General features: G+C 42.8%; 7 protein-coding genes. 6 read left to right on the top strand and 1 reads right to left on the bottom strand.

Translation table 11 applies throughout. The features are described from left to right. The first annotated feature begins 28 nt into the window (after window positions 1-28). The 3 genes from B9A32_RS11200 to B9A32_RS11190 are packed head-to-tail and all read left to right on the top strand — an operon-like array spanning window position 29 to window position 6,384. Window positions 29-862 carry a CheR family methyltransferase gene (locus B9A32_RS11200; protein WP_084069452.1) on the top strand — a complete coding sequence of 278 codons (834 nt, stop codon included), beginning with the start codon at window positions 29-31 and terminating at the stop codon, window positions 860-862. Beyond that, entirely contained in the window at window positions 835-4,680 is a 3,846-nt protein-coding gene (locus B9A32_RS11195) for a response regulator (protein WP_084069450.1), read from the top strand. The genes B9A32_RS11200 and B9A32_RS11195 overlap by 28 nt, the downstream gene beginning before the upstream one ends. 42 nt (window positions 4,681-4,722) lie before the next feature. Continuing rightward, the gene (locus B9A32_RS11190) at window positions 4,723-6,384 is read left to right on the top strand and encodes a response regulator (RefSeq protein ID WP_084069448.1); all 1,662 of its coding nucleotides are present in this window, start codon (window positions 4,723-4,725) and stop codon (window positions 6,382-6,384) included. A gap of 188 nt (window positions 6,385-6,572) precedes the next feature. Here the strand turns inward: B9A32_RS11190 and nifJ are convergent, their stop codons facing one another. Then, window positions 6,573-10,076 (bottom strand): pyruvate:ferredoxin (flavodoxin) oxidoreductase, encoded by a 3,504-nt coding sequence (gene nifJ / locus B9A32_RS11185; protein WP_084069446.1) that lies wholly within the window; start codon window positions 10,074-10,076, stop codon window positions 6,573-6,575. A 1,215-nt stretch (window positions 10,077-11,291) separates the two neighbouring features. On the opposite strand from nifJ, the gene rdgC reads away from it, so the two are divergent. The 3 genes from rdgC (at window position 11,292) to dnaN (ending at window position 14,167) form a co-directional block, all read left to right on the top strand. Further along, window positions 11,292-11,906 carry a recombination-associated protein RdgC gene (gene rdgC / locus B9A32_RS11180; protein WP_084069444.1) on the top strand — a complete coding sequence of 205 codons (615 nt, stop codon included), beginning with the start codon at window positions 11,292-11,294 and terminating at the stop codon, window positions 11,904-11,906. A gap of 5 nt (window positions 11,907-11,911) precedes the next feature. Beyond that, window positions 11,912-12,445 carry a hypothetical protein gene (locus tag B9A32_RS11175; protein WP_084069442.1) on the top strand — a complete coding sequence of 178 codons (534 nt, stop codon included), beginning with the start codon at window positions 11,912-11,914 and terminating at the stop codon, window positions 12,443-12,445. 606 nt (window positions 12,446-13,051) lie between these two features. Beyond that, window positions 13,052-14,167, top strand: a complete 1,116-nt coding sequence (gene dnaN, locus B9A32_RS11165; RefSeq protein WP_084069439.1) for a DNA polymerase III subunit beta — start codon at window positions 13,052-13,054, stop codon at window positions 14,165-14,167. The last annotated feature ends 15 nt before the right edge of the window (window positions 14,168-14,182 follow it).

The following is a 14,182-nucleotide window of genomic DNA, read 5'->3' as shown; positions in this document are numbered from 1 at the left end:
TACACCTTGAAAGGAATACCTTTTAATCTTGAACATCTATTTACAACATATTTTGTCCTTTTTAAATAAAAACCGGGGCATTGATTTCTCCGGTTATCGCACAGCCATGATCCAGAGCCGTATTGACCAAAGAGTGCATTTCACCCATTGCAGCGATACAAACGAATATTTGTCCTATTTAAAAAAAACGCCCCATGAAATTGACACTCTCATAGACACACTGACCATAAACGTCAGCCATTTTTTCCGGAACACATTTGTTTTTGAGTATCTCCAGAAGTTGCTTCTGCCCACCCTGTTACAGCAAAAAAAATTCCAGCCACACCCGTCTTTAAGAATCTGGTCCTGTGGTTGTGCCATGGGGGAAGAAGCCTATTCCATGGCCATGCTCATCAATGAATGTATGGAAAAAGAAAAACAGCTACCCGATATAAACATCGATATATTTGCCACGGATCTTGATGCCAATGCCATAAAAAAAGCAAAAAAAGCAATGTATTTAAAAGAGAGCATCAAAAATATTAAATACGGTTTGGTGGAAAAATATTTTCTTTGCCGGGGTGATGCATTTCAATTGCTTCCGTTCTTAAAACAACGGGTGTCATTTTCTGTTTATGACATCCTTGACCAAAAGAGCTATGCGCCGCCGGAAAGCATTTTTGGCAGCTTTGACATGGTGTTGTGCCGCAATGTACTCATCTATTTTAATACAGAATGTCAAGACAAAATATTCAATAAACTATACCGATCATTGAACACAAACGGTTATCTGATATTGGGAGAAGCGGAAACGCCTCCGACAACCCATCAAAATCATTTCAAAAAGGTGAATGAATGGTGTCACATATATCAAAAGCGATGATGAAGCCTTTTACATTCAAACGCATACAAAACAGACTTGTTTTCTGGTTTTTCATACTGGGGCTGACCCCCCTGCTCATCGGCATTATCACCACATACCGGTTACAGGTTGCGTCCATGGAAAAAGAGACGTTCCAAAAACTTGTGGCCATCCGGGATCTCAAGGCTCAACGCCTTGAAAAATGGCTTTATGAAAGAATGGCTGATTTAAAAACTGTCTCAACAGCTAATGAATTGCTGGAACTTGAACAGATAATGCCAAGGAAGCAAAAGAGCCCCCGGGATATGAATATTTATAAAAGTATTCGCCGACTGATGACCCGTTATCTTGATAATTATGATGCCTATGAGGAATTGTTCATCCTTAATCCCCGGACGGGCATTGTGGAAGTATCAACAAATCAAAGTGCCCAGGGCATGGATAAATCCAATGATCCCTATTTCACCCGGCCCATGAAGAGTAAAAAAATATTTATCAAAGATATTTATTATTCAAAATTTTTTGGAAAAATGATCATGACCTTTTCCATTCCCATATTCTGCTCAACCCACAACAGAAAGCACACTATCGGCATCATGGTGGCACGCATGGATTTGAAAAATTCTCTTTATACCCTGCTGCAGGACAAAACCGGACTTGGAAACACCGGAGAAACCCTCATTGTAAATAAAGAGGTCAAAGCGTTAAATGAACTTCGCTGGTACCCCAATGCCCCGCTCAATCTTCAAATTAAGGCAGCACCTGCCATTAATGCGGCCCGGGGAAAAACAGGCATGATCGAAAGCATGGATTATCGTGGTGAAAATGTTCTGGCCGCCTATACCCACATCCCCCAGACAAACTGGGGGTTTATCTGCAAACAGGATGTACATGAATTAAAGGCACCCATCCGCAAATTGCTTGGCTATTATATGGCACTTTGTGTTTTTTCCACCCTGGCGATTTTAATGATTGCACTCTGGCTGAGCAAACTCATCTCAAGGCCCATTGTTGAAATGGGCATGAGCACCCGGAAAATCATTGAGGGTGATTATTCAGTGAGGAATCAAATTCATTCCCGGGACGAGCTGGGCTCTCTGGCCCGATTTATCAACGAAATGGCAGACAGCATTGCATTTCGAATGGCGGTGCAACAAAATGTTTTAAATATTTCAGAAACCATGACAGCTCTCTCCTCCATGGAAATATTTGCCTCAAAATTACTCAGCGCATTAATGGAAAACACCCATTCCAACATGGGGGTATTCTACACATTCAATAAAAAAAAAGAGGCATTTGAACATACAGCCTCCATGGGATTCAATGAAAACATATTAAAATCCTTTGATGGCAAAAACCCACCCGGAGAGTTGGGACGTGCCGCTGTAACAGGACAAATTCATCACATCAAAAATATCCCGGGGGATACTGTTTTTAAATTCAAAACCGTGGCCGGAGATGCCGTTCCCAGGGAAATTCTCACCATTCCCATTACCATGGAACAAGAGGTTACGGCCATTATATCCCTTGTGAATCTAAACACATATACCAGGGAAAGTCTTGAAGTGGTGAACCAGTCCTGGAACTTGATCAATGCCTCCCATGCCCATCTATCTGCGGGCATCAAGACAAAAACATTGGCAAAGGACTTAAAAACCTCCAATAAAACACTGGAAGCCCAGAAAGAAGAGTTACAGGTACAATCCCAGGAACTGAAAAACACCGCTGAAGAGCTCCAGGAACAAAATATTGAGCTGGAAACCCAGAGACGCCAGGTGGAGGAAGCAAATCGCCTGAAAAGTGAATTCTTGTCCAACATGAGCCATGAACTGAGAACCCCATTAAACTCGGTGATGGCACTTTCCCGGGTCCTTGCCATGCAGGCCGGAGAAAAACTTTCCCGGGAAGAGATAAGTTACCTTGAAATAATTGAACGGAACGGTAAAAACCTTCTTGCTTTGATCAACGATATCCTTGATCTGTCCAAAATTGAAGCAGGCAGAATGGATATTACATCACAATCATTCCAGATCACCTCAACCATTGACACCATTGTGGAAAGACTGACCCCCATTGCCCGGGAAAAAAACATTGAGCTGCGTGTAAAAGTTCCCCCCAAAATACCCCGAATTAACAGCGATGAAAACCGAATACATCAAATTCTCCAAAATCTTATCAGCAATGCTGTGAAATTTACCAAGCAGGGGTATGTATCTGTTTCAATAGAACAAAATGGAGAAAAAATCCATGTCGCAGTGTCTGACACAGGGATTGGCATAGATAAAAAAGATCTGCCCCACATCTTTAAAGAATTCCGCCAGGTTGACGGCACATCGTCAAGATCCTATGAAGGAACGGGGCTCGGGCTTGCCATTGCATTTAAAGCCGCCAGAATGTTAGGCGGTGACATCACCGTTCAAAGCGCCCCGGACCAAGGCAGCACCTTCACTTTAACACTGCCTTTACAGTATCAAGAATCAATGTGCCCTCCCCTTCCCCAACCAATTCAACGGCAAGCAGCACCGGAACCCGGGCCAACGGGAAAAACCATTCTGGTGGTTGACGATGAACCGGATTCCCTTGCCATGATTTCCAACTATCTTTCCAAGGAAGGGTACAACGTCATCACTTCCACATCAGGGTACGAGGCCATCCAACTTGCCAAAAGCCATCATCCCTTTGCCATAACCCTGGATGTCATCATGCCGGAGATGGATGGATTTGAAGTCCTTCAAAATCTCAAACAATCCCCTGAAACCAGAGATATCCCGGTGATCATGGTTTCCATATCCGATGATAAAGAAACAGGCATGGCCCTGGGGGCTGTGGGATACATAAGCAAACCTGTCAATAAGGATCTGCTTATTTCAGAGATAAACAGACTTTGTGGGCCATGGGCCCATTCAATTTTAATTGCCGACGACAATGAAATTGAATTAAAAGACATTAATGGACATGGAAAAATTTTAATGGTGGAAGATAATGAAGCTGCCATCCTCCAGGTAAAAATGTTTCTCGAAACCGAAGGGTATATTGTGGATATTGCCCGGGGGGGACAAGAAGCATTGGAATACATGGCACAAACAATTCCCGACGGTATTATTTTAGACTTAATGATGCCGAAAATTGATGGGTTTCAGGTTCTTGAAAAAATGAGAAGCACCAAAAACACCTCTGAAATCCCTGTTTTAATACTCACAGCAAGGGATTTAACCCCAGAGGATTTAAGCCATTTAAGTGCCAATAATGTCCAGCAGCTTATTCAAAAAGGTGATATTGATCCCCATGGTCTATTGACCAAAGTTCAATCAATGCTTGGGGAATCCATGAAAATGGAAACCCCGGACAATAAAATTCATGACCAAAAAGAAAAACAGACTCTCCCCGTTCCCGGGGAACTAACAACTGAAATCACGGAAACTCAAACCAAAAACCCAAACATTGAAATTTTCGCCCCCCCAAAAAAAAGCCTGCACAAATCAACCCTCCTTGTTGTGGAAGACAATCCTGACAATATGATCACCATAAAAGCGATTTTACAAAATAAATACACCATACTGGAGGCCACAGACGGTAAAAAAGGATTGCATATGGCATTGACAAGGCAGCCGGACCTCATCCTTCTTGATATCTCCCTTCCGGAAATGGACGGTTTTTCTGTGGTTAAAAGGGTTAAACAAAATAAAGAAACGGCACATATCCCTGTCATTGCCCTCACCGCCCATGCCATGAAGGGTGACAAAATAAAAATCATTGATGCCGGGTGTGACGATTACCTCTCCAAACCCATTAATCCAGAACAAATTAAAATAGCAATCCGTAACTGGCTGCAAAAATAGTACCCTTGTAAGGGGGGTCAAATTTGAATAAAGGAACTAAGTATGTCTAAGATATTGGCCATTGATGATAAACCGGATAATCTCATCAGCATTTCAGCGCTTTTAAAAATAATGCTTTCCAATTGTGAGGTTATAACGGCCACTTCGGGTCCGGAAGGTATTTTCAAGGCTGAAACACTATTGCCGGACACCATTTTACTTGATATCAAAATGCCGGATATGGATGGGTATGAAGTATGCAGACAATTGAAAAAAAATGACCGGACAAAACATATCCCCATCATCATGATTTCTGCCATCCGAACGGATTCCAAAGATCTGGCCAAAGGACTTGAAACCGGCGCAGATGCCTATCTGGCTAAACCCATTGATGAATATGTACTCACAGCCCAGGTAAAAACGGCTCTCAGGGTAAAAGCCGCTGAAGACATTTTGCGCAGCCAGAAGCAAGACCTGGAAAAAATTGTTCAGGAACGAACTGCCGAACTTCTGCAGAGCAACCGGCAGCTGCGTAAAGAAATCAGTGAACATCAGCGCGAAAAGGAAAAAAACAAGGCCCTGGAATCACAACTTCGCCAATCCCAGAAAATGGAAGCCATCGGCACCCTGGCCGGGGGCATCGCCCATGATTTTAATAATATTCTTTTTCCTATTTTTGGATACACCCAGATGCTGCTGGAAGATGCGCCCCTTCAGGGAGATTTACGCCATGGACTGAACCAGATCATGGCAGGGGCCGAGCGCGCAAGGGACCTGGTTCAACAAATCCTCACTGTCAGCCGCCAGCAGGAACAGACCACCCGCCCCCTGAAACCCCACCTGGTCATCAAGGAAGTGTTGAACCTGATGCACGCTTCTTTGCCATCCACCATTAAGATATGCCAGGATATTAATACAAGCTGCGGTATGATCATGGCAGATCCCACCCAGGTGCATCAGATTACCATGAACCTTATTACCAATGCTTTCCAGGCCATGGGAGAAACCGGTGGGGAACTTTTTGTTACCTTAAAGCCCATTAAACTGACAGATAATGAATTAAACATTCCCTCCATGGCACCGGGGGAATATATTTGCCTGACGGTGAAGGATTCAGGTCCCGGTATGGATAAAAGCATGCAGGAACGCATCTTTGATCCCTATTTCACCACTAAAAAAAAGGGAAGGGGCACAGGGCTGGGGCTCTCCATTGTTAATGGAATTGTGCAAAGCCACGGAGGGTATATAGAGTTGTTCAGCCGGCCCGGTCAGGGGGCAGAATTTAAAATTTATCTCCCCACCATAAAGGATCCGGCCGGCAATTGTGAAAAGAAAAAGCTTAAGTTACAAAGGGGCAATGAACAGATTCTGCTTGTGGATGATCAAGAGAGCACCATCAATGTGGAAAAACAGATGCTTGAGCATCTGGGATATGCCATAAGTGCATACACAGATCCTGGTGAGGCTTTAAAGCACTTCTCAGAGCACCCTGAGGCATTTGATCTGGTGATCACAGACCTCACCATGCCTGACATGACCGGTGACAAACTGGCCGTGGAGTTGATGAAGATCCAGAAAGATATCCGTGTGATTCTCAACACAGGCTTCAGTGAATCCATGACCCGGGAAAAAGCAAAAAAACTTGGCATAAAAGCACTGTTGATGAAACCTGTGAGTATGGAAACACTGGCAAGCAGCCTCCGAAGCGTGCTGGATAACAAATAAAAAAATCTCCACGGTGTGAAACCGTGGAGATTTTTTATTAAGCTCTGGAATCTGATAATTGCTTAATTGCAATCACATTATGGAGTCAGATCCTATTGATTTACCATTTTCAAAACTCAGACCGCCATATTTTATGGGTGGCACATTGGATAAACGGTAAATTGAAAACTGCTGACTCCCTTATGAAATTATTCTGCCAGCTTTTTCAGCTGAGCATATCTTTCATTGACTTCCTCTTCAATTTTGGCCCTCAAACGTTTGGACTCTTCGGGAAAAGATCGTTCCAAAGCGGCAAAACGGTTTTCACCGGCCAGGAATTCCTGGATGGTTCCATCGGGTTCTTTGGAATCGAGAGTAAAGGGATTTTTTCCTTCCAGTTTGAGAAGCGGATTGTATCGGTACATGGGCCAGAAACCTGATTCCACAGCCAATTTGGTTTCCAGCTGGGTTTTACCCATGCCCTTTCGAATACCCTGGTTGATACAAGGTGCGTAACAGATAATCAGTGACGGGCCATTGTAGCTTTCCGCCTCAATAAACGCCTTCATCACCTGCTGTTTAGAAGCTCCCATGGCAATGGATGCCACATAGACATAGCCATAACTCATGGCCATGGCTCCCATATCTTTTTTACCGATTTTTTTACCGGATGCTGCATACTTGGCAATGGCTCCGGTGGGAGTTGCCTTGGAGGATTGCCCCCCGGTATTGGAGTAAACTTCTGTATCCATTACCAGAATATTGATATCATCTCCAGATGCCAGCACATGGTCCACACCGCCAAATCCAATGTCATAGGCCCATCCGTCGCCACCAAATATCCAGTGGGATTTTTTGGTGAACAGATTTTTGTCGTCAGCAATGTCATCCAGAATATCAATGCCGCTGTTCCCCGTGAGCAAGCCTTTCAGCTGATTACCATATTCCATGGAAGTTGCCGCATCATTCATACCGGCAATCCATCCTGACATGGCATCTTTAATATCAGAAGAGATATCCAGATCAAGGGCTTTTTTCATTTTATCAGCCAGGGTGGCCCGTCTGTTATTGGTGGCCAGCATCATGCCGTATCCATATTCTGCAGCATCTTCAAACAAAGAGCTTGCCCAGGCAGGACCATGGCCGTCTTCATTAACACAATAGGGCGCAGAAGGAGCAGAACCACCCCAGATGGAAGAACATCCCGTGGCATTGGCAATGGTCATTCTTTCACCAAAAAGCTGGGTCAATACTTTCACATAGGGGGTTTCACCACATCCTGCACAGGCACCGGAGAACTCAAACAACGGTTTGACAAACTGGCTTCCTTTAACAGATTCTCTTTTTGCCAGCCCTTCTTTAAAAGGAACGGTGAGGGAAAAGTCATAATTGGGAATTTCCACATCCGTCTGGGTGGCAAGGGGTTTCATTACCAGGGCTGTTTCCTTGGCAGGACAGATGTCAACACAATTACCACACCCCTGACAATCCAGAGGATTTACCTGCATTCTGAATTTAAATTCTTTTAACCCCTTTCCTTTACCCTCAACGGTGGTAAAGGTTTCAGGGGCACCGGCAAGCTCTTGATCTGTGGCCACAACCGGAATAATGGCGGCATGGGGACAGACAAAGGCGCATTGATTACACTGAATGCAATTCTCAGGAAGCCATTCCGGAATATTGATGGCAACACCGCGTTTCTCATACATGCTGGTGCTGTTGGGGAAAAAGCCGTCAGGGGTAAAGGCACTCACCGGAAGTTCATCGCCCTTCTGTGCCAGGATGGGTTTCATAACATTTTCAACATACTCTGTACCCCGGGTGTGGGATTCCGGCCAGCCGTCAGCGGTTTTCCACGATTCAGGCACCTCAATTTCAACAAGGTTGTCCAGGGTTTGATCCACGGCTTCAATGTTCATATTTACAATATGATCACCTTTTTTGCCGTAGGTCTTTTTAATGTCGGCCTTTAACAGCTCAATGGCTTTTTCAAAGGGAAGTACATTGGCCAGCTTAAAAAAGCAGGTCTGCATGATCATGTTAATGCGGGTACCCAGACCAACGGCTTCACCGATTTTAACGGCATCCACATTGAAAAATTTAATCTTTTTATCTGCAATGGTTTTTTTGACATCACCGGGAATATGCGCTTCCATCTCTTCCACGGACCATGGAGAGTTCAGCAGAAAGGTGCCGCCCTCTTTGATGCCCTGGAGCACATCATAAATTTCCACATAATTGGACTTATGAACGGCAACAAAATCAGGATCAGTAATAAGGTAGGTGGATTTAATGGGCACATCACCGAATCTCAAATGGGAAATGGTAATACCACCGGATTTTTTTGAATCATAGGCAAAATAGCCCTGGGCATATTTATCTGTGTTATCTCCGATGATTTTAATGGCACTCTGGTTTGCTCCCACGGTACCGTCAGATCCAAGGCCCCAGAATTTTGCACTCACAGTTCCTTTGGGTGCAGGATCAAAATCAGCCACCGGTTCCAGGGAAGAATGGGTGACATCATCCTTAATACCCACTGTGAAATGATTTTTGGGGCCAACGGCTTTCATATTATCAAAAACAGCTTTGATCATGGCCGGGTTAAATTCTTTGGAGCCCAATCCATATCGTCCACCCACAACACGCGGACCTTCGCCTTTTTCCATGAATGCGGTGCAGACATCCACATATAAAGGATCACCAAGGGCACCGGGTTCTTTGGTTCTGTCAAGAACAGTGACGGTTTCGGCTGTGGCAGGTACAGCTGCCATAAAGGCTTCCACATTAAAGGGGCGATAGAGACGAACTTTAACCACACCCACCCGTTCTCCACTTTGATTCAGCTTGTCAACAGCCTCCTCAATGGCTTCGCACCCGGAACCCATGGCAACGATCACCCTGTCTGCTTCAGGATCACCCGCATAATCAAACAATTTATAGTTGCGACCGGTGAGCTGTCCGACCTTGTCCATATAAGATTGAACCACATGGGGAATCTTATCATAGAAACTATTGGCAGCTTCCCTGCCCTGGAAATAGATATCAGGATTCTGGGCTGTTCCGCGTGTATCCGGTTTTTCCGGATTCATGGCCCGGGCTTTAAAAGCTTTGTAGGCATCCCAGTTAAAAAGGGATGCCATGTCTTCATAATCAATGACTTCAATTTTCTGAATCTCATGGGAGGTTCTGAAACCGTCATAAAAATGCATAAAGGGAACACTTCCCTCCACCGTTGAAAGATGGGCCACCAGTGCAAGGTCCATGGCTTCCTGCACAGAGCTGGATGCCAGCATGGCAAATCCTGCCTGACGTGCGGACATCACATCTGAATGATCACCAAAAATGGAAAGGGCGTGGGCTGAAAGAGCTCTGGCAGTAACATGAAACACACAGGGGAGCAACTCACCGGCAATTTTGTACATATTGGGTATTTTCAGTAAAAGACCCTGGGAAGCGGTGAAAGATGTGGTCAATGCACCGGCGGACAAGGATCCGTGAACGGTTCCGGCAGCCCCGGCTTCAGACTGCATTTGTTTTATGCTGAGTACCTGACCAAAAATATTTTTTCTACCGGCCGAAGCCCAGCTGTCTGCTATTTCGCCCAGGGGACTGGAGGGAGTAATCGGGTAAATAGCTGCAACATCGCTCATTGCATATGCCACATGGGTTGCTGCGGTATTACCATCAATCGTCTGCATCTTGTTTTTCATGTAACCACCTTCTTTTGAAAAATTTAGAATCTATTGCCCAGCCATCAAACTTCTTAAATTGAATTATAATATCATTTGTCTGATATCCAGAAGAATTATGATGCTATCTGTTCTATTTTATCAGCCAGAATCACATCCTTCCAGGAAATTGTGTCATAATCAATCTTTCACAGCTCAGAACATCCGATCTGTTTTAGTGGGGTTTGCATTGGAAATTGCCTTAGCAGGGAAAAAGCCAATTGCATTTAATTTGTAACATCAAAAATGTGTCCATGAATTATCAGCAGATTCAACAACCATGTAAATAGCAAAAAACAGCGCCATATCCCACGGCATTCATGCCATCCCTATTAAAATGTTATTTATAACCCGGTTCTATTTACAATGAATCAATGCAAAAGTAAACAAGAATAATGGTTGCTTAAAAATACCAATTATTTATTATAAAACCAAAAAAGGGGAATTGAACTTAAAAATACAAATAAAAAACCATATCTTTGACATTCAATATTTAAACAAAACACAAGCATAACAACATAATACCCATTAAAAAGAACAACTGCCTTATTTTTTTCGCATATTCAAAAATTGGTATTACCTTTAGATGTATTCTTGATGAATTTCTCCTCTATTAACTTTTCCATCAGCAAAATTTATCCCCTTTTCTCTTAAACAAGCAAACTATATACCAAACGCCCAAGATGATCTGTCATGTTCTTTTGTTCTACCACTATATATGGTGCTCATAATAATGCCGCACACATTTCCAAGGCAGACCATCAGCATTAATCATTGTTTTTACAATCTCAAAGGCCGTTTTCCGCCATATAACGGTTGTTTTCCGCCGACGAATATCCCCAGAGTCATATAGATCGTCAAGCGCTGTTGTGAATTCTCAATCACTGCGACTCTTATTTGACAAGCAATGGGAAATGAAATAGATCTTATCCCGTTGCATTTTTTGATATGAAAAGGTAATCTTCAAGTTTACCCAAGGCAGAGCCGGGTCAGAATACGGTCCTCCCATGTGGGTTTTATATGAAATACTCCGCAAAGCTGAGGCGTATTTCAAGCGTTGTTGTGGGCAGATCGAGGTCAGAATAAGTTCTGCCCGTGGCAGTTATATAAAAAATTATTCAAACCACTGATTTTTTAAAGCTTTGTTGTGGATGAATCGAGATCAAGATCTGTCCGTGGCAGTTATATGGAGTATATATGGGCTTATTATCATCAAGCGTATCAATAGCCAGGTATAGAGTTGAGGGAAAATTTGAATCATCCATACTTGAATCTGTCAGAAATGGACTGACAAAAAACATTATCAGTCAAATTGAGGACGAATATGCTGAAATATCCGTGGGCTGGACCCCTCTGGAAAGTGAATTTGATCCTGACTTTGAAAAATTTTCCTTTTCCTTTGGCACTTATTTTGTTTTTTCCCTCAGAATTGATAAAAAAAGTGTACCGTCTAAAATTATTAAAAAACATGTGGCACTGGAAGTGATCAAAAAACTAAAAGAAACCCATCGGGACTTTCTTTCTAAAAATGAGAAAAAAGATATAAAAGACTTGATCACAGAAAAATTAATGCGCCAGATGCCATCTACACCCAATACATACGATGTGATGTGGGATTACGAAAACGCCACAGTTCTATTTTTTTCCACCCAGAAAGCAGCCAATGAAGAGCTTGAAACCCTGTTTAAAAAATCATTTCAACTGAAACTTATCCGGCTTTTTCCCTTTACGATGATCGAGAACTCATTAACATTAAAAGATGAAGAAAAAGATCTGGCTGCAAACCTGGCTTCCACTAAATTATTGAGGTAAAAAAGATGCTTGATATCGCGGTATCATATAATAAATATAAATTTTTAGGCGACGAATTTCTCACCTGGGTCTGGTATGTCGTGGAAAATGAAATCAACATCAAACCCATGCTTGCCATGGAGTGCAACACAGTTTCTCTAAAACTGGGCAACACCATTGTATTGGAAAACTCCCTTGGGGACGAGTCCAGTGAAAAAATAACCATTAAAGGAGATGATGCCGGCCTGGAAGAAGGGACAACCGCTTTAAGAAAAGGGGCTGTTGTCACAGAAATGAACCTGATCTTCACCGTTGATGAAAATGAATGGCGATTCTCCATAAAAGGAGAAAGCATGAACATCACCGGCCTGAAAACCCCGGCCACTGGAAACATTGAAAGTCAAGATGATATTGAAGGAGCTGTTCTGGAAAAGATAGAACTGTACACCATCCCCCTGCAGGCCATTGACACCCTTTTTGAATATTTTATTAAAAAAAGAGTGTCAGACCGGTGGAGAGATATTGAGATACCGGCCATGCGGGAATGGATTTCTTTATAAACCACATGTCCCGGCAAACACATCGAATATAGGGTCGTAGACGCGGAGCCAAATGGTATTATACCCCCCCCCCCGATGGGCAATGTGCCGGACCGGAACTGTAGACAGCTCAATTGTCCGGTTCCTATTGCCCATCGGGGGGGGGGCGGCTCTGCCTTAGCTTGCCCGGAAGTTTTATTTTCTAATAAACTCAACTTTCGGTGTTCGCATTTCGTGGTGGGGTCAGGCTTTCGTTATTGACATTATCGAGGCTTTTTTCGTTGACAAAGGCCTTGGTCGATAACATCAATAACAAAAGCCTGACCCCGTCGGCACACTGACCCCATGGTACATTTAAAAATGCCGGCTTTGAAATGAAGCCTGAACGTTGAGTAATAAAAAAGTATCCAGCACCCTGTACCCAGTACCTGCTTTTCTTTATAAAAAAATTTCCAGGCACCATGAAAAATAAAAACAACATTTCAAACAAATAATCCGCACACTATCTTCCCACGAGTTCAATTCCTTTAACAAAAAATATATTGAAAAATTTCAACAAGATGATATGATATTCCATTTGAATAAATACATTGAATTTTGTTTGAAACTTTTACTTCGGGTATAAAAATGAAATTTTCAGCAGATAGAAAAAAACTGAGTGGGGCACTTAATCAGGTCCAGGGAATTACAAGTCGTAAAACCAATCTCAGTATCACGTCCGATGTTCTGATTAAGGCAACAGGATCAGAACTGGTCATCACAGCCAATGATCTTGAAACGGTTTTTTGCGGAACCTATGATGCGGATGTGGAATCAGACGGCATGATTTCAATTAATTCAAAAAAGATTTTTGAAATTATAAAAGAATATCCTGACACGCAGCTTCCAGTCAATGAAATTGAAAACAGATGGGTGGAAATCGGAGAAGGTAATATTCAATACCATATTGTTTCTTCTGATTGTGAAAATTTCCCAGAAACTCCGATCATTGAGAACATTACCTTTATTGAGGTGGATTCCATTCAATTTAAAAAAATGGTTGATGTGGCATCTGTTATTGGATTTTCTCCAGATGAAAAAAGAATCTATGTCCTGGGTGCACTCCTTGAAAAAGTGACCGAAGAAAATGGAGATCTCCTCAGAATGGTTTCCACGGATTCAAGACGATTAAACTGCATTGATATCCCCTATTCCGGTGATTTTGATCCCCCCGAAGAAACCATTATTATTCCCAAAAAAGGTCTTTCTGAGTTATCAAAGTTCATTGACAGCCAGGGAACCATGCAGATCGGGGTAAAAGAGAACCATTTTATTGCCAAAAAAGAAAATGAAATGGTGATGATAAAACTGCTTTCCGGAGATTATCCTGATTATCGACGTGTCTTAAATACAGAATCCTTTACCCCCATTGAAATAAACAGGACCATGTTTTTTCTAATGATGAAACGTATGTCCATCCTGGTATCTGAAGACTACAAAAGCGTTATTTTTAATTTTAAGAAAAATGAACTGGTGGTGACCATCACCAACCCGGAAATCGGGGAATCCAAAGAAGAATTTTCCATCTCATACACCGGGGAACCCTTTGAAAGTGCGTTCAATCCTAAATTTTTCATGGATGCCATCAACGTCATAAAAAATGACACAATAACCCTTCATGTCAAAGACAGTAGAAATCCCTGTGTTGTCCAGGGAAGCGATAACACCCAACTGATCTGTGCCATTATGGCGATGTCTGTTTGATGCCCCCCTTCCCCA

This window comes from Desulfocicer vacuolatum DSM 3385, assembly GCF_900176365.1.
Classification (GTDB): Bacteria; Desulfobacterota; Desulfobacteria; order Desulfobacterales; family Desulfobacteraceae; genus Desulfocicer; species Desulfocicer vacuolatum.
This window is presented reverse-complemented; position numbering and strand designations above follow the sequence as displayed.